At 36.7% G+C, this 17,478-nt stretch carries 20 protein-coding genes and 1 other annotated feature; of the genes, 11 read left to right on the top strand and 9 right to left on the bottom strand.

Features of this window, described 5'->3' with window-relative positions; genetic code table 11:
• Nucleotides 1-492: a YajQ family cyclic di-GMP-binding protein gene (locus JFT89_RS08215; protein ID WP_002030284.1), complete on the bottom strand. Its 492-nt coding sequence runs from the start codon at nt 490-492 to the stop codon at nt 1-3.
• Between the two features lie 284 nt (nt 493-776).
• Here JFT89_RS08215 and JFT89_RS08210 point away from each other — a divergent pair, with 284 nt between their 5' ends.
• Nucleotides 777-1,631 (top strand): CvfB family protein, encoded by an 855-nt coding sequence (locus JFT89_RS08210; protein WP_002011240.1) that lies wholly within the window; start codon nt 777-779, stop codon nt 1,629-1,631.
• Nucleotides 1,632-1,778: 147 nt separating this feature from the next.
• On the opposite strand, the gene prsA is transcribed toward JFT89_RS08210, so the two are convergent.
• Both prsA and JFT89_RS08200 read right to left on the bottom strand, forming a co-directional pair.
• Nucleotides 1,779-2,636 carry a peptidylprolyl isomerase PrsA gene (gene prsA, locus JFT89_RS08205; RefSeq protein WP_002064228.1) on the bottom strand — a complete coding sequence of 286 codons (858 nt, stop codon included), beginning with the start codon at nt 2,634-2,636 and terminating at the stop codon, nt 1,779-1,781.
• Nucleotides 2,637-2,766: 130 nt separating this feature from the next.
• On the bottom strand, nt 2,767-2,898 hold the full coding sequence (locus JFT89_RS08200) for a DUF3941 domain-containing protein (protein ID WP_001120851.1): 132 nt from the start codon (nt 2,896-2,898) through the stop codon (nt 2,767-2,769).
• Nucleotides 2,899-2,998: 100 nt separating this feature from the next.
• Here JFT89_RS08200 and JFT89_RS08195 point away from each other — a divergent pair, with 100 nt between their 5' ends.
• On the top strand, nt 2,999-3,856 hold the full coding sequence (locus JFT89_RS08195; protein ID WP_033706531.1) for a YitT family protein: 858 nt from the start codon (nt 2,999-3,001) through the stop codon (nt 3,854-3,856).
• Nucleotides 3,857-3,882: 26 nt separating this feature from the next.
• Here the strand turns inward: JFT89_RS08195 and JFT89_RS08190 are convergent, their stop codons facing one another.
• From JFT89_RS08190 to JFT89_RS08180, 3 genes are all read right to left on the bottom strand, one after another.
• Entirely contained in the window at nt 3,883-4,080 is a 198-nt protein-coding gene (locus JFT89_RS08190; RefSeq protein ID WP_002011309.1) for a DUF3813 domain-containing protein, read from the bottom strand.
• Nucleotides 4,081-4,221 (bottom strand): hypothetical protein, encoded by a 141-nt coding sequence (locus JFT89_RS08185; RefSeq protein ID WP_000516816.1) that lies wholly within the window; start codon nt 4,219-4,221, stop codon nt 4,081-4,083.
• Nucleotides 4,222-4,326: 105 nt separating this feature from the next.
• Nucleotides 4,327-5,136: a Cof-type HAD-IIB family hydrolase gene (locus JFT89_RS08180; RefSeq protein ID WP_002011310.1), complete on the bottom strand. Its 810-nt coding sequence runs from the start codon at nt 5,134-5,136 to the stop codon at nt 4,327-4,329.
• Between the two features lie 490 nt (nt 5,137-5,626).
• On the opposite strand from JFT89_RS08180, the gene JFT89_RS08175 reads away from it, so the two are divergent.
• Both JFT89_RS08175 and clpB read left to right on the top strand, forming a co-directional pair.
• On the top strand, nt 5,627-5,806 hold the full coding sequence (locus tag JFT89_RS08175; RefSeq protein ID WP_002086997.1) for a YjzC family protein: 180 nt from the start codon (nt 5,627-5,629) through the stop codon (nt 5,804-5,806).
• Nucleotides 5,807-5,978: 172 nt separating this feature from the next.
• The gene (gene clpB, locus JFT89_RS08170; protein WP_002064234.1) at nt 5,979-8,579 is read left to right on the top strand and encodes an ATP-dependent chaperone ClpB; all 2,601 of its coding nucleotides are present in this window, start codon (nt 5,979-5,981) and stop codon (nt 8,577-8,579) included.
• A gap of 31 nt (nt 8,580-8,610) precedes the next feature.
• Here clpB and JFT89_RS08165 read toward each other — a convergent pair whose 3' ends face one another.
• The gene (locus JFT89_RS08165) at nt 8,611-8,793 is read right to left on the bottom strand and encodes a YjzD family protein (protein ID WP_001211111.1); all 183 of its coding nucleotides are present in this window, start codon (nt 8,791-8,793) and stop codon (nt 8,611-8,613) included.
• Nucleotides 8,794-8,949: 156 nt separating this feature from the next.
• Between JFT89_RS08165 and JFT89_RS08160 the strand changes: the two genes are divergently transcribed.
• From JFT89_RS08160 to JFT89_RS08130, 7 genes are all read left to right on the top strand, one after another.
• Complete coding sequence (locus JFT89_RS08160) at nt 8,950-9,684, top strand: lipase family protein (RefSeq protein ID WP_002030268.1); 735 nt, start codon at nt 8,950-8,952, stop codon at nt 9,682-9,684.
• Between the two features lie 29 nt (nt 9,685-9,713).
• Complete coding sequence (locus tag JFT89_RS08155; RefSeq protein ID WP_016094551.1) at nt 9,714-10,586, top strand: NAD-dependent epimerase/dehydratase family protein; 873 nt, start codon at nt 9,714-9,716, stop codon at nt 10,584-10,586.
• A gap of 64 nt (nt 10,587-10,650) precedes the next feature.
• The gene (locus JFT89_RS08150) at nt 10,651-10,827 is read left to right on the top strand and encodes a ComZ family protein (protein WP_002011319.1); all 177 of its coding nucleotides are present in this window, start codon (nt 10,651-10,653) and stop codon (nt 10,825-10,827) included.
• A gap of 436 nt (nt 10,828-11,263) precedes the next feature.
• Entirely contained in the window at nt 11,264-12,196 is a 933-nt protein-coding gene (gene fabH / locus JFT89_RS08145; RefSeq protein WP_001100550.1) for a beta-ketoacyl-ACP synthase III, read from the top strand.
• 31 nt (nt 12,197-12,227) lie between these two features.
• The gene (gene fabF / locus JFT89_RS08140) at nt 12,228-13,466 is read left to right on the top strand and encodes a beta-ketoacyl-ACP synthase II (protein ID WP_002011323.1); all 1,239 of its coding nucleotides are present in this window, start codon (nt 12,228-12,230) and stop codon (nt 13,464-13,466) included.
• Nucleotides 13,467-13,582: 116 nt separating this feature from the next.
• On the top strand, nt 13,583-14,374 hold the full coding sequence (locus JFT89_RS08135) for a DUF2268 domain-containing putative Zn-dependent protease (RefSeq protein WP_002064238.1): 792 nt from the start codon (nt 13,583-13,585) through the stop codon (nt 14,372-14,374).
• Between the two features lie 140 nt (nt 14,375-14,514).
• Nucleotides 14,515-15,261 (top strand): YjbA family protein, encoded by a 747-nt coding sequence (locus JFT89_RS08130; protein ID WP_002030367.1) that lies wholly within the window; start codon nt 14,515-14,517, stop codon nt 15,259-15,261.
• Between the two features lie 266 nt (nt 15,262-15,527).
• On the opposite strand, the gene trpS is transcribed toward JFT89_RS08130, so the two are convergent.
• Both trpS and JFT89_RS08120 read right to left on the bottom strand, forming a co-directional pair.
• Nucleotides 15,528-16,517 (bottom strand): tryptophan--tRNA ligase, encoded by a 990-nt coding sequence (trpS, locus tag JFT89_RS08125; protein ID WP_000110999.1) that lies wholly within the window; start codon nt 16,515-16,517, stop codon nt 15,528-15,530.
• Nucleotides 16,518-16,591: 74 nt separating this feature from the next.
• Nucleotides 16,592-16,809, bottom strand: a binding site (T-box leader).
• 104 nt (nt 16,810-16,913) lie between these two features.
• Complete coding sequence (locus tag JFT89_RS08120; protein ID WP_201039742.1) at nt 16,914-17,294, bottom strand: DUF3899 domain-containing protein; 381 nt, start codon at nt 17,292-17,294, stop codon at nt 16,914-16,916.
• Nucleotides 17,295-17,478 lie beyond the last annotated feature (184 nt).

Raw genomic sequence — 17,478 nt, 5'->3', positions numbered from 1 at the left:
TTAGCGATAGTTAATGAACTGTACGTCGATTGGTAAGTCAACGCTGCGAACGGCTGCGATTACTGCTTGTAAGTCATCACGGCTTTTCGCTGTTACGCGTACTTGGTCATCTTGTACTTGCGTTTTTACTTTTAATTTCATTTCTTTAATGATGTTGTTAATTTTTTTCGCGTTATCTTTATCGATACCTTGTTGCAGAGTTGCACGTTGGCGAACAGTATTACCAGATGCAGTTTCAACTTTTCCGTAGTCCAAGTTTTTAATTGGAACGTTACGTTTTACAAGTTTAGAAATTAGAACGTCTTTTACTTGGTCTAATTTGAACTCGTCATCAGAAGTTAAAACAAGTACTTCTTTTTCTAATTTAATATCACTTTTACTACCTTTAAAGTCATATCGGTTTTGGATTTCCTTTAATGCGATGTTAATTGCGTTTGTTACTTCAGGTAATTCTACTTTCGAAACGATGTCAAAAGAACTCTCTTTTGCCATAGTTAGCACCTCCAAATAAATTTCTATCTTTTCATGCACCTAAATAGGCTATGTAATATACATATTAAAGTATAGCGGAAAATACATCGATTAGATAGAGTGTTGCAACTTAAGTGTTTTGACGGATCATCCGTAGGGGAATATAGTCCTATAGATACAGTCTTTATTTAATTATAGTGAATTTTGGGCAGTTGGACAAATAAAGGAAAAATCGTGTTATAATTAACTTTTGTTTGGAATGATAAAAAAGATAATTTTATATATATAGAAGGGAATTAAAAAATATGTATTTGCAATTAGGATCGATTGAACAGGTAACTGTTTTACGCGAAACGGAAATCGGATATATGGTTGGAAACGAAGAGGAAGAAATCTTCCTACATAAAAACGAATTAGCTGGAGAAATTGCAGAAGGCGATACGATTGATGTATTCTTATACCTTGATCACCAAAATCGTATTTCAGCAACAATGAAGGAACCAATTATTACAACGCATGATTGGAATTGGGTAAAGGTTGTAGAAGTTATTCCTAGTTTAGGTGTATTTGTTGATATTGGTGTATCGAAAGATATACTAATTCCACTTGATGAGTTTCCAATTTATATGCCAGTATGGCCTCAGGAAGGCGACGAATTATATTGTACGTTAAAATTAACGAATCGTGATCGTTTAATTGCTCTTCCGGCAAGAGACAGTGATATGCAAGAAATTATCGTAGATGCAACGCCATCTATGCGTAATAAAAACGTAAATGGACGTGTGTATCGCTCACTTCAAGTTGGTTCATTCATACTAACTGACGAGCATTTCCGTGCTTTCTTACACCATACAGAAAGAAAAGAACAAGTCCGCATCGGTGAGCGCGTAACAGGTCGTATTATTGACGTAAAAGATGACGGTACAATTAACATTTCACTTCTTCCTCGTAAAGAAGAAGGAATGGAAGATGATGCAGCAGTACTTTATGCATATATGGAAGAACGAGGCGGAGCAATGCCGTTTTGGGATAAGAGTAACCCAGAAGACATTAAAGAACGTTTTAACATGAGTAAGGCTGCATTTAAGCGTGCACTTGGTAAACTGATGAAAGAAGAAAAGATTTACCAAGAAGAAGGTTGGACTTACTTTAAGAAATAAAATGAATGGAAAAAGAGGAGGCTATTTCAAACAGCCCCCTCTTTTTTATAGTTAATTTTTGTCGGTAAATCGATATATTCGAAAAACCGCCGATACAATCTCATTTACCATCATGCATACTGTTCAAAAAGTTTGCACCCTCGTTTTTTATTTCTCTTTCCCAAAAAGATGAGAAAATGTATCTTTTAAGTCACTATCATTTATTTTAATATCCGCCTTTTTTAATTCATCTTGTAATAATTTTTGACCGAAGGAAGGGTCGGCAAGACGTTCTTCTTCTAAGTCTTTACGTATAGAGTCTTTCACTTTATCGTAAGGTTGTAAATCTTTTTTATCAGTTAGTTTAATAATGTGATAGCCGTTTGGTGATTTTACGGGATTGCTAATTTGGCCGGGCTTTAATTTGTAGGCAGCTTTTTCAAATTCAGGTGTCATTTTGCCTGCCCCGAAGTATCCGAGGTCTCCGCCATTATCTTTTGATGCTAAATCTTGAGATTCTTGTTTTGCTAATTCTTCAAATGAAGTGCCGGTATCTAATTTCTTCTTTATCTCTTTCGCTTCATTTTCGTTACTTACTAAAATGTGACTAGCTTTAATTTCTGGTTTATAGTGGTCTTTCACATCTTTTTCTGTAACGCTTTGTTTAATCGCTTCATTCAATGCAAGTTTGAATTTAATTTGATTTTTGAAATCTTCTTCATCTTTTAAACGATTATTTTCTAGTGTTGCTTTGAATTGTTCTCCATATTGATCTTTTGCTTTTTCTACTTCTTTATCTACTGCATCATCAGATACTTTATATTTTTTAGTAATAACATCTTGTGCTACCATTTCGTATAGCGTGTCTTTTCCGTATCGATCTTTCAATTGTTTTTCGAAATCGCTCTTCGTAATGGTTGAGTTTGTTGTTGTAGCGATTGTGGCCGAATCATTTTTTTGTCCGCAAGCAGATAGTATTAATATACTTATTAGTGCAGTGATAATGAATGTACTTTTTCCTTTCATGCTAACACCTCATCCGAATATGTTATCGCTATTGTAGAATATAGAAGTGAACATGAAGTGAATTTTTAATGTTTTTTCCCTGTAAAATGTAAAAAAAGTACATCAACATTAAAGTTGATGTACGATGTAATCAAAGGTGATCGGTTTTCTTAGAATATGCACGTTTTCCTTGCTGAATATTTTTTTGCTCTTGTTCATTTTTTTGAGTGCGCTTTGCATTATTGTCGCGTGCTTTTTTGTCGTTATCGCTAGTATGTGGCATATGTATCAACTCCATTTCTAAACGTTGTATGTTTATCATTTCCTTTTTCGTAAAGACTATGTATAGCGGTGCATTCATGAATACTAAAGGTGGATTAGAAATGGATTTGAAGCTGAATTATACTGAACTTATTAAGAAGTTAGTCGTTGTAATTATTGCGGGTTTATTAAATGCGATTGGGATGAATTTATTTTTAACACCAGCGAAAGTGTATGCGAGTGGTTTTGCTGGATTGTCTCAATTATTGTCACAAATATTAGGTGACTTTTTATCTATTCATATATCTACGGGGGTATTGTTTAGTTTGTTTAATATTCCTGTCGTTATTTTAGCGTGGAAAAAGGTTGGGAAGGCCTTTACATTTTTTAGTTTTCTTTGTGTTGTATTTATGACTTTGTTTTTAGAAATTATCCCAGTTAGAGCGGTTTCGCACGATATTATATTGAATGCGATTTTTGGTGGTATTATTTCAGCGATTGGGGTAGGGATTGCTTTAAAGTGGGGGGCTTCTACAGGTGGTCTAGATATTATTGCTATGATTTTATCAAAAATAAAAGATAAGCCTGTCGGCACGTATTTTTTCTTCTTTAATGCACTTATCATTATCGCTGCTGGCTACGTATATGGATGGGAAAAGGCATTATATACTTTAGTCACTTTGTATGTATCAACGAGAATTATTGATGCGATTCATACCCGTCATGTGAAGATTACGGCATTAATTGTTACAAAGAATGGGGCAGATGTGCGAAAAGCGATTCACTCTCGCTTAGTGAGGGGGATTACAACTATACCAGCAACAGGTGCTTATACAAATGAAAATAAAGAAATGTTAATGATTGTTATTACTCGTTACGAGTTGTACGAATTAGAGAGGGTTATTAAACAAGTGGACCCAGATGCATTTACAAATATACTGCAAACGGTCGGTGTGTTTGGATTGTTTAGAAAAGATTAAGGAGGACCAAAGCTGGTCCTCCTTTTTTAATGCGAATTCGTAATGTTTTGCAATTGCTCCTGCATTTCACGTAGCTGAACTTTTTCAGCAGTTGAAGAGTTTGCATAAGCAGAGTGCAAAGAGTTTTTTGCTCTATAAACGAGTTCCTGTTGTTCAGCGCCACTTGAACAAGAAACGGCACTTGAAACAGCGTCTCTAGCTTGTTGGAATAGTAAGTTCCCCATTTAAACCCCTCCAAATGAAGAGTTACTTCTCGCTTTTTCTGCCTCAGCTAATGTACCTCTGTACGGGAATCTTGCATCATGCTTCATAACAGCATCGGCTCCTTGCTGGATAAAACGTTTTGATTTGTTCTTTTTACCCATTCGAAAAACCCCCTTTATTTAGCTGAAAACAATTGACGCGCTGACTTTTGCGTCTAATAATAGTATGAGCGTTTGGCGAGAAACTATAAGCAGGGAATTTTTAGATTACAATCCAAGAACCTCTTCTAAATATAGAGCGATACCATCTTCTTCATTCGTTAATGTCGTATGATTTGCAAGTGATTTTAATTCAGGAATCGCATTACCCATTGCGATTCCATGACCAGCAAATTCGATCATTTCAAAGTCGTTATCCTCATCACCAAAAGCGATAATTCGCTCTTTAGGAATGTTATAATGGCCTGAAATTTTTTGTAATCCGACAGCTTTATTTAATCCGCTTTTTACAATTTCAATAATTGGCCAAGGTGCACCCCATTTTCTATGGTCGATGACTTCAGCATGCATATCTGTTAAATGTTGGCGAATTGCAGCAGAATGCTCGTCATGTGCATCGATTAATAAGCAAGTTGGATGGTCGTTTAAAATATTTAATAAATCTCCTGTGAAAATCCTTGGAGAACCGAATTCAAAAATATGTTTTTTATCTTCATCAATTTCACGGACATACACATCATCGATGACTTCAGCATAGACATTTTTCACGCCGAAATCAAAGCAAGCTCGGACGATTTCTTGCGCTGTTGAAAGTTCAAGAGGAGAGTGATGTGTTCCCCAACTTGAATCAAGAGGGTGATGCACGTAAGCTCCATTAAAGTTTACGATTGGTGTGTTAAGGCTAAGTTCTTTATAATAATCGTAACTAGCGCGGAATGGACGTCCTGTTGAAATAACGACAATATGTCCTTGTTCTTTTGCTTTTGCAATTGTGTTTTTCGTTCTTGGAGAAATTATTTTGTTGTCTGTTAATAAAGTTCCGTCTAAGTCTAATGCGATTAAATGTTGTTTGTTCATAATTTCACCTCTTATAATAAATTTTTTGATTCTATCTGTATTTCCGTTTTTAATATGCAGAAATAAGAGGTTAGACTGGGTGAAACTACTGTAGATGAAAGTTTCACTATATATCCATCTTACGTCGCGAAGCGCTGTGGTGTCTACTATTTCTCGTTGGAAATTAGGAAAAGTCAATATCTTTTTAGAAAGTTCAAACAATGTTTCTTTCATTATGTACAATTTGTGAAAAGGGTTACATTGTTTGAATGATGCGACTTATAATGAACATGTAATCTTCTCGTATATGTTTGACTCTCCTTTGAAACTGGCCTAAAGTAGGTTGGTTTCTTTTTTTTCAACAAATATGCCAATAATTCCTGCTTAAGCTTGTGTAATTATATATATGTACATGGGTAAACGGTAGTACTTGTTTCCTAAACATGACAGAAAGGCTTTCTTTTAAAATGGATATACTAATGAGGCAAGACGTCATGGAAGGAGAATGGAAATGGGACAAAATCGCAGGTTTCGTTCAGGGCAAAAAGCGCCAAATGATGGCATTTACGTAGAAATTGGTGAAACGGGAAGTATGGTGAAAAATCCGCAAATGGTACAATTAACTGCCGGTGAAAAGTTTCCAGAGAACGCAAATCATAACCGTCAGTGGACATATAAAAGAAAACCGTAACAGAAGCCGCAATCGTTATTGCGGCTTTTTTGATTAGGAAAATGAATGTTACTTTTTTCTTTTTCCAATAATAAGTTTGAACTACATAAGCAAAATTATTGTATAAAAAAGTCAGTTGGCGTATAATCAAATCAAAGGTCAAAGAAAGTCAAACATTTGGAGGGCTGTAAAGATGGACTTAAATCAAATGACAACGAAAACACAGGAAGCGATTATGAGTGCTCAATCTTTAGCGGTATCTCATCATCATCAAGAAGTAGATACTGTTCATCTATTGCTTACGTTATTAGAGCAACAAGACGGATTAACGGTACGTATTTTTCAAAAAATGAATGTCGATATAGAAGCGTTAAAGCAAGGTGTAGAAAGTTTAATTAAGAAAAAGCCTTCTGTAACGGGAAGTGGGGCAGAGGCAGGGAAATTATATGTAACAGGTGCTTTGCAACAACTGCTTGTAAGAGCAGGAAAAGAAGCGGAGAAATTGCAAGATGACTACATTTCAGTCGAACATGTATTACTTGCTTTTTCTGAAGAAAAAGGCGCTATAAATCAATTATTTACAAAATTTCATATTACGAAAGATAACTTATTACAGTCTTTAATGACAGTTCGGGGGAATCAGAGAGTGACTAGTCAAAATCCAGAAGCAACTTATGAAGCGTTAGAAAAATATGGCCGTGATTTAGTGGCGGAAGTAAGAGCAGGGAAAATTGATCCTGTAATCGGCCGAGATAGTGAAATTCGCCGTGTGATCCGTATTCTTTCACGTAAAACGAAAAATAACCCTGTTTTAATCGGGGAACCAGGTGTTGGTAAAACAGCAATCGTTGAAGGATTAGCACAGCGTATTGTAAAAAAAGATGTCCCAGAAGGATTAAAAGATAGAACAATTTTCGCTTTAGATATGAGTGCACTTGTGGCCGGAGCAAAATTCCGCGGTGAGTTTGAAGAGCGTCTGCAAGCTGTATTAAATGAAATTAAAAAGAGTGAAGGTCGCATTTTATTATTCATTGATGAACTTCATACAATCGTCGGCGCTGGTAAAACAGAAGGAGCGATGGATGCAGGAAATATGTTAAAACCGATGCTAGCGCGTGGTGAACTGCATTGTATCGGGGCAACGACATTAGATGAATACCGTAAATATATTGAGAAAGATCCAGCATTAGAAAGACGTTTCCAACAAGTATTAGCAGAAGAGCCAACTGTTGAGGATACAATTTCCATTTTACGTGGTTTAAAAGAGCGTTTTGAAATTTATCACGGTGTAAATATTCATGACCGCGCGATTGTAGCAGCATCTGTTTTATCAGATCGATATATTTCAGATCGTTTTTTGCCCGATAAAGCAATTGATCTTGTTGATGAAGCTTGTGCAACAATTCGAACAGAAATTGATTCTATGCCAACAGAATTAGATGAAGTAACGCGCCGCATTATGCAGCTGGAAATTGAAGAAGCAGCTCTTGGGAAAGAAAAGGACTTAGGTAGTCAAGAGCGCCTAAAAACATTGCAACGTGAATTATCGGATTTAAAAGAAGTTGCAAGTAGTATGAGAGCGAAATGGGAGAAAGAAAAAGAAGACATTCATAAAGTGCGTGACTTACGCGAACATTTAGAGCGTTTGCGCCGTGCATTAGAAGAAGCAGAAGGAAATTACGATTTAAATAAAGCAGCTGAGCTTCGACACGGGAAAATTCCAGCTATCGAAAAAGAGTTAAAAGAAGCGGAAGAGATGGGTGCACATAATAAACAAGAGAATCGTTTATTACGCGAGGAAGTAAGTGAAGAAGAAATTGCAGACATTGTTTCAAGGTGGACTGGTATTCCTGTCGCAAAACTCGTTGAAGGTGAACGTGAGAAATTATTACGTCTTGAACAAATTTTATCAGAGCGTGTTATCGGTCAAGAGGAAGCGGTAAGCCTTGTATCAGACGCAGTTCTTCGTGCTCGCGCTGGCATTAAAGATCCGAATCGTCCAATTGGTTCATTCATTTTCTTAGGCCCTACAGGTGTTGGTAAAACTGAGCTTGCAAAAACGCTAGCACAAACGTTATTTGACAGTGAAGAGCAAATGATTCGTATCGATATGTCTGAGTATATGGAGAAACACGCAGTGTCACGCTTAATTGGAGCGCCTCCTGGATATGTTGGATATGAAGAAGGTGGACAATTAACAGAAGCAGTAAGACGTAAACCATATTCTGTTATTTTGTTAGATGAAATCGAAAAAGCACATCCAGAAGTATTCAACATTTTATTACAAATGTTAGACGATGGCCGCATTACAGATTCACAAGGACGTACAGTAGACTTTAAAAATACGGTTATTATTATGACTTCAAATATTGGATCTGCTCACTTATTAGAAGGGCTAGAAGAAGACGGTTCTATTAAAGAAGAGTCAAGAGAACTTGTAATGGGACAATTAAGAGGACATTTCCGACCAGAATTCTTAAACCGTGTCGATGAAATTATTTTATTCAAACCTCTTACAAGGAATGAAATTAAAGGTATTGTTGATAAGATTGTACAAGAATTACAAGGGCGTTTAGCAGATCGCCACATATCATTAGAATTGACGGAATCTGCAAAAGAATTTGTTGTAGAAGCTGGATTCGATCCGATGTACGGAGCTCGTCCGTTAAAACGATACGTACAGCGTCAAGTTGAAACGAAATTAGCGAGAGAATTAATTGCAGGAACGATTACGGACAATAGTCATGTAGTGGTTGATGTAGAAAATAACGAATTAGTCGTTCATGTAAAGTAAAAAAAGAGTTCGGATAAAATCCGGACTCTTTTTAGTGTTGTTCTACTGGCTCGTTTGGAATCGCAGCTGCAATCGCTAATACTAATACCGCAAGAACAACTGAGAAAATAGACGCTTGGTTAAAATCGTATGTACCGCCAGTCATAGAGCCGATTACGTAGCTCATCATATGTACAAGCGCGAACGACCAAATTAATGCCCAAATGAAACGCATATTTTACACCTCTATTCGTTCAATCTGTCCTTATTGTAACACAATTGAAAAAAGAATATAGAAAAATATTTGTAGATTTTTCAACGCAAATTTGCATTCTGTTCATACATTATAAAAGAGTACTTTTATACGTTTAGAAAATAAGGCGGGGGAAAAATGAGTATTACGGAACGTTTTTTTTACTTAGAAAAAGAACCATGTGTAATTTATTTACCGGAAAAGCCAAATGGATTTTCTGTTATGCTCCTAGGAGATTATAACTATTTTATTGAGAATGGTACAAGTTTATGGACACAGCATGCAGGGAGAGCTTATTTTTTACAGGGCCTTATTGAAAAAGGCTATACGGTCTTTTCATCTAACTTATACGGAAGGCATTGGGGGAACGATCGAGCTGTTCGTCTTGCAAAACGTTTGTATGATGTCGTTCTAAGAAAAGAGACATTGAATGCGAAAATGCACATTATGGCAGATGGTATGGGAGCGCTTGTAGCACTGGAGATGATGAACAAATACCCTGAATGTATACGTTCTGTCGTTATGTTAAATCCGTGTTTAGATTTACCAGAATATGTGGATTTTGAGAAAGAGCATAAGTTTTTTTACAAAAGATTAGTGAAGGAATTAAGTTTGGCGTATGATTCCAAAGAAGAAGAATTAGAATCAAAAATAAATAAGAAATCATTTGCGCTTCTGCCATCTTGTGTACCTGTTAAAGTTTTTGTTTCAACACAGGAAAAAAGAGGAAGAAAACAATTGTTACGTAAATACGAGAAAATGAGGCAATTCAATCAATGCGATACTTCTGTTTTATTCCATCTGCAAGATGTGAAATATAAAATGGTTAGACAAACGACTGATTTCTTTAAAAAATATGAAGAAGAATTGTGAAGCTCCCATATACATAAATGAGGAGCTATTTGTTTCAAGGGGAAAGGGTTGGTGGTATGAAACGCGTGCTGATTATAGGTGCACTTACGTTTGTAGGTTATCACCTTGTGAATAAAATGATTGCAGAAGAAGTAGAAGTATATGGTCTTGATTTTGATGAATTTGATAGTATGACAAAAATTAATGAAGAGAAATTATTGTTGATTGGGCGGAATGCGTTATTTACGTACTATTCTATAAGGGATGAAGACGGATGGCGATCGGTAGAGGAAGAGAGTTTCGATACAGTTTATTTTTGCTTGTATGAGCCGAATCAGCAAAGTGGATTTCGGAATGAAAGGGTCATATTACAATATTTAAAACGAATCGTAAGGATGTGTGAAAAAAATAAAGTAAAGTTAAATCTAATTTCTTCTATTGAAATAGGAAGCACTGAAGAATCCGAAAACAAACATCTATTTTCGAAAGTGGAAGAAGGGTTGAAAAAAGGCGAATTACAATATAGTGTATATCGAGTTCCTACATTATATGGGCCGTGGCAACCGTCGTTTATGATGTATCACCAGCTTATTTTATCAGAACTTGATGAAAAAGAGTGCCGTTGTATAAATGGAGAAAAAGGAAGTGATTTACTTTACGTTGAAGATGTATGTGAATATTTATGGGAAAATGGAATGAATGTAAAACACCTCGGTATATATAATTTACTTAGTGGAAAAGAAGAGTTATGGGAAAAAGGTATGAGTCTTTTACATGCAGATGATAAAGTAAATAACAAAAATGTGGAAGTAAGAGATGAAGCTGTAGAGGTTATTTCTATTCAAAAAAATACACCAGTAGAATTCGGTTTAAATAAACAATTGGCACATATGAAAAAATATAAAGAGTTATACGAAGGGTAGCGCGCGTGTTACACTATTGTATGGATAATTGATTGAAAAGCTTTAATGGAGAGGAAGAGATTACATGAACGAAAAAAGTATGCAATTTTTACAAATCGCAATGAAGCATTTACCAGAAGCAAAGGCAATTTTAGATTCTAATGGAATTGCACTTGATATGGAGAAAGCACAGCCGGTGTTAGAGCTATTGATGAAAGTAATGGGCGAAGCATATGAGCTTGGGAAAGCAGATAAAGAATGAAACCAAACCCTTCTTTTTTGATGGGAGAGAGGCTCGAGCCGTGGATAGAAGCGGTTGGGGCCTTTTTTTGTTTCGAGCGGAGTGAAACCAGAGGGATGAGGTAGTTAAGGGAGGAGGTTGTGAGGAGAATGCTCTAATTTTGAAGGGAAAGCAGATAAAGAATAAAACCAACCCCTTCTTTTTTGATGGGAGAGAGGCTCGAGCTGTGGATAGAAGCGGTAAGGGCTTTTTTTTGTTTCGAGCGGAGTAAGGTCAAAAGTATTGGGAAGTTTATCTTTTGAAAGGATAGGGATTTTTCTGTTTCTTTTAATGAAAAATAAAGTTAGTAATACGCTGTCTTATTTTTTTAGCTGAAATATATTCTAGACAAAAGTACATTTATGTTTTAAAATTAGTACCAAGTCATAATAATTGATATAAAACGGAGGGCTGCGATGTGAACGTGGGCATTTTAGGGATCGGAAGATATGTGCCAGAAAAAGTAGTCACAAATCACGATTTAGAGAAAATCGTAGATACATCTGATGAATGGATTCGTACGAGAACGGGAATTGCAGAAAGACGCATTGCCGATGATACAATAGATACTTCATATATGGCGGTAGAGGCTTCTAAAAAAGCACTTGAAGATGCCGGGATTAGCGGAGAGGATATCGATCTTATTTTAGTGGCAACAGTAACGCCAGATCGCGCATTCCCAGCAGTAGCTTGTGTAATCCAAGAAGCAATTGGCGCAAAACACGCAGCCGCAATGGATTTAAGTGCAGCATGTGCTGGCTTTATGTACGGAATGATTACAGCGCAGCAATTTATTCAAACGGGAACTTATAAAAATGTATTAGTAGTTGGTAGTGACAAACTATCTAAAATTGTAGACTGGAACGATCGAAATACAGCCGTACTATTTGGGGACGGAGCAGGTGCTATCGTAATGGGAGCTGTTTCGGAAGGAAAAGGTGTACTTTCCTTTGAATTAGGAGCGGACGGAAGTGGCGGTAAGCATCTTTATCAAGACGAGTATGTTATGATGAACGGCAGAGAAGTCTTTAAATTTGCTGTTCGCCAACTTGGTGATTCCTGTCTTCGCGTGTTAGAAAAAGCGGGACTTACGAAAGAAGATGTGGACTTCTTAGTACCACATCAAGCGAATATTCGTATTATGGAATCTGCAAGAGAAAGATTAAATTTACCGAAAGAAAAAATGAGTATGACAATTGAAAAGTTCGGTAATACATCGGCTTCTTCAATTCCAATTGCAATGGTAGAGGAATTGCAAAATGGACGTATTCAAGATGGTGATTTAATTATACTAGTCGGTTTTGGCGGCGGGTTAACATGGGGAGCAGTAGCTCTTCGTTGGGGTAAATAAGGACTGAGAGAAAAAAAGGAGTGTATTTTGTATGGAAAAAAAGAGGGTCGTAATTACAGGGCTAGGAGCTGTTACACCGATCGGCACAGATGTTGAAACAGCTTGGGAAAACATTAAAAACGGTGTATCCGGAATCGGACGACTTACAAGAATAGATTCAGAACAAATTCCTGCAAAAGTAGCAGCAGAAATTAACGACTTTGAAGTCGAAAAATATATAGATAAAAAAGAAGCGCGCCGTATGGACCGCTTTACGCAATATGCAGTAGCAGCAGCGAAAATGGCAGTTGCAGATGCGAAGCTTGAAATTACAGAAGAAAATGCACCACGCATTGGTGTGTGGGTTGGTTCTGGTATTGGTGGTATGGAAACATACGAAGAACAATTTAAGATTTTTACTGAAAAAGGTCCGCGCCGCGTGAGCCCATTCTTCGTACCAATGATGATTCCAGATATGGCAGCAGGTCAAGTATCGATTGCTACAGGAGCGAAAGGGATTAATACTTGCTCTGTAACAGCTTGTGCATCTGGAGCAAACTCAATTGGTGATGCGTTTAAAGTAATTCAGCGCGGTGATGCTGATGCGATGATAACAGGCGGAGCAGAAGCGCCGTTAACAAGCATGGCATTCGCTGGGTTTAGTTCAGCGAAAGCATTAACATTCAATGAAGATCCAGCAACGGCTTGCCGCCCATTTGATAAAAATCGTAGCGGTTTCGTAATGGGTGAAGGATCAGGAATTCTTATTCTTGAAGAATTAGAGCACGCATTAGCACGTGGTGCTCACATTTATGCGGAAATTGCTGGTTATGGTGCAACTGGTGATGCGTTCCATATTACAATGCCTGCTCCTGGCGGTGAAGGCGGAGTTCGTGCGATGCGTCAAGCTTTAGCTGATGCAGGTCTAGAGCCAGAAGATATTGATTACATTAATGCACATGGTACAAGTACAGATGCAAATGAAAAGTATGAAACGATGGCAATTAAAGAAACTTTCGGTGAGCATGCATATAAAGTAGCGATTAGTTCAACGAAATCAATGACAGGTCATTTATTAGGAGCAGCTGGTGCTGTTGAAGCGATCTTCTCTATTAAATCAATTACAGACGGAGTAATTCCTCCGACGATTAACTATGAAACACCAGATCCAGAATGTGATTTAGATTACGTACCAAATACAGCGAGACATCAAGAAGTGCGGGCTGTATTAAGTAATTCATTAGGATTCGGTGGTCATAACGCAGTATTAGTATTTAAAGCATATAAGTAATATGTACAATAAGGTGTCTTTTCGTAAAGTACTACGAAAAGACACCTTATTTATTTTTTATCACCTTTACGTTCCTTTCTTTTTTTGCATATACATAAGAAAAGGAGGGATGAAGGGTGGGGGTTGTTGAAACGGCAGAATGGTTACATCTGTATTATGGACGCCCAGAAAAGCTTTGTGAGAAATTTACAAAGTATATTCCATTGCCAAAAGAGAGGCTGTATCGTTTTTTAATCTCTAAAGGTATGTATCGCCCAGTAATGCGGGGGGAGCAGGAAATTAAAGAGTTAGAGAAGAAAGAAATTTGGAAAGAACTTAGCATGGAGTATGAAAAATTGAAAAGTTGGCTAAAAGGTCCAGATGTCCCTATCTTTATTTTATTATCAGATTCATATAATCGAACGGTACAAGAGGAATATAACGGGAAGGCTGGTTTATCTATGCGTCACGTTATTTTCTTATTCGTATGTGGACGTAATTCAGTAGAGGAACTAAAAGCTTTATTAACGCATGAATACCATCATATATGTAGGTTACATCAAATTGAGACGAAAGAAACAGAGTATACATTACTTGATACGATGATTATGGAAGGGTTAGCTGAGCAAGCTGTGTATGAAAGGTATACAGAAAAAAGATGTGCACCGTGGACTACTTACATTTCAAAAGAAGATGCTATTTATTATTGGAGGAATTCAATACAAGAACGAATAGGCGTAAAGAGAGGTACGAGGGAGCATGATGTTTTATTAAATGGACTGCACTCGTATCCGAAAATGCTTGGCTATGCACTTGGATTTCATATTGTGAAAGATTGTGTAGCATTTGAAGGAGAAAATACACTTTCTTTATTATCTATAGATGCGAAAGAAATATTGAATAAAGCAAATACATTTCATGTTTCATGAAAAACAGGGGAGCTATCTCCTGTTTTTTTATATTATAGAAGAAAAAATAATAATTAGAATATATTTCCTCAAGTGGAATAAAGTTAAGCAAAAATGAACATAATGATTGGTACAAACAGTAGTGAAGTGAGGGGTAGTGAATGTTATATCTACATGATGTATGGGTAAATTGGTTTGAAGGTGAAGAGAATGGGTATAACGTTTGTCATTTTTACGAATGGCGGAAAGATGATACGATTGAGCTATTAGATCAAGTGCCATTATTAAAAGTAGATGCCACATTATATCATTACATCGAGAACGAATTATTAGAGCTTCCGCAAAAATTATTGGAAGACGTATATCATAAGGCTTATATTCGTAAAAATCACGAACGCTTGCAACAAGAATATTGTTTTGTAGTTACAGATGGAAAAGGAATTATTGCGATTGATTCAATCGGCTATAATGTGCCAATTAGAAAAAGTAGGCTTATACCGCGTCAAGAACAGATGGTATATGAGATGGTAGAGAATGTGCAAGCAGAAAAGTATGAGTTCCAAGTGGAAGAGATTGAAAAAGAACATCATATTTTATCGCCGTCGCCTTTCATTATGAACGGCCTAACTCGTAAAGAAAGACAGTTAAAACAATTATTATTTATGGCATTAGATCAATTACATACAACGAAAAATCCAGCTGAAATTCGCTATTGGTTCACAGAGTGGGATCCATCAGCGTACGGAATGGTCCAACATATGGAGTTTGAAGATGTTTGGGCTAAACTTTATGATGAAGCGAAAACTGGATGGTCTGAGAAGCACGAGCAATTATGTGAGCGCCTTGTAAAAGGACAGCCGTTTTTTGAAAAGTTATGGGAAATGGAAAATGAGCAGAAGGTAAATTAAAAAAACCGCCAATTGGCGGTTTTTTTTATGGAGGTGACAAGAATGTTCGGTGGCTTCGCGCCTTCCTGCGAGGCAAAACCCGCCTCTACGTCAGGAGCTCCATCCCCCTCACATTCTAAGCGAGCCGCTTCCGCCTTTTATGAAATCCAGCTCCAGCGGCAAGCTCTTCGTGTCTAAGAACCTTCCGCATAAGAAGGAAAAAAGCGCCTTTTATGCGAAAGAACCTTAGCCAGTCAGAGCTGAACGAGCCGCTTCCGCTTTATGTGTTACCTACGCTTTCTACTTAATCCCATTGCGTTTTCTACTTTGCGTAGTTGTTTGAATGCAACGCGGTTCGCTTTTTCGGCACCTTTGTCTAGAATTTCGTCTAGTTCTGGTGAGTTGATTAGTTCGTTATATTTGTCTTGGATTGGACGAATTGCTTCTACGACTACTTGTGCTAGGTCGCCTTTGAAGTCTCCGTATCCTTTTCCTTCGTACATTGCTTCTATTTCTTCAACTGTTTTTCCAGAGAATGAAGAGTAGATTGTTAATAAGTTAGAGATTCCAGGTTTGTTTTCTTTATCAAATTTCACGATACCTTCAGAATCAGTTACAGCACTTTTAATTTTCTTTTCAATTGTTTTTGGTTCATCAAGCATACTGATCATTGCTTTTGGATTCGGATCAGATTTACTCATTTTTTTCGTAGGTTCTGTTAATGACATAACGCGAGCTCCTACTTTTGGAATACGAATTTCAGGAACAGTGAACACTTCACGGAAGCGTTTGTTGAAACGCTCTGCTAGGTCGCGTGTTAATTCCATATGTTGTTTTTGATCATCACCAACAGGTACGATTTCAGTGTTATAAAGTAAAATATCAGCAGCCATTAATGGTGGATACGTTAGTAATCCAGCTGGAACTGAATCTCTACCAGAAGATTTATCTTTATATTGCGTCATACGCTCTAATTCTCCAACGTAAGCAACTGATTGCATAATCCATCCTAGTTGAGCGTGTGCTGGTACTTCTGATTGTACAAATAAAGTAGCTTTTTCAGGATCGATGCCACATGCTACATAAAGTGCAGCAAGACTGCGAATGTTTTTACGAAGTTGTACGGGATCTTGAGGTACTGTAATCGCATGTTGGTTTACAATACAGAAATAACAGTCGTGTTCATTTTGAAGCTCTGTAAATTGCTTCATAGCTCCTAAATAGTTTCCAAGTGTAATTGTTCCGCTTGGCTGAATACCAGAAAAGATAACTGACATAAGTAATTCCTCCTAAAATTGAATGTGCGATGGGGAAGAGAAGGCATACAAAAAAGCCCATTCATCCCAAATTACATAGGGACGAATGGACCGCGGTACCACCCTAATTATTTCACAGCTGTGAAATCTCTCAAGATCCATAATAACGTCTGGATATAACGCCAAAGCCTACTACTTTCGGTTCGGTTTGGTGCTCAAAAGCCCATTCCATACTGTACAATTACTTGTTCACACCAGCCACAAGCTCTCTGAAATTGCCCCAATATGTACTCTTCTTTATCATCGCATACATATAAATTTATTTATTGTTAACTGAGCCCTTTTATATGAAAGGACTAAAGTTTTATAACAAAATGTTTTGCTGATTATTATAACATATGGAATAGTGTTTGCAAACTACATCAAAATAGTAAAGCTAATGAGGACCGAGAACAACCCAAGTACGATACCGGTAATACAAATCGGATACGTCCATTTGAATGAATATGTTTTATAAATACGTTCTTTCTTATCGATAGGTTCCTCTGCTTCTTCAATTAAAGAGTCAATTTTTTTATTCGTACCAAATACTCTTTGGAATGCGTAAATTGTTACGTTAAAAAATCCGTTTTGAAATATGAATAAAAAACCACCTATAAGAATAAAAAACAATGCAATATAGAATGAGATGTTGACAAAATTCAACAAAAAATGAGATGAAACGAGGAATGCGCCCACACTAGAAGCGATTATCGCAACCAAAAATAGTATACAAGTATGAAAAAAAACTTTATTCAAAATATTCCCCTCCGTCAAAATATTACTAGAATTATTATACTATAAAAGTTATAATAAGTAATATAAATAATTTTTTGAAAATTATACGCAATTGAGGTTCTAATTTCAAGATGATGGTAGCAATGTTACCGTATCCCTTTACAAAAAATTAAAAATATAAACATTTTATTAAAAATTTTAACAA

It is taken from the genome of Bacillus sp. TH25, assembly GCF_016650935.1.
GTDB classification, from domain to species: Bacteria; Bacillota; Bacilli; order Bacillales; family Bacillaceae_G; genus Bacillus_A; species Bacillus_A mycoides.
This window is presented reverse-complemented; position numbering and strand designations above follow the sequence as displayed.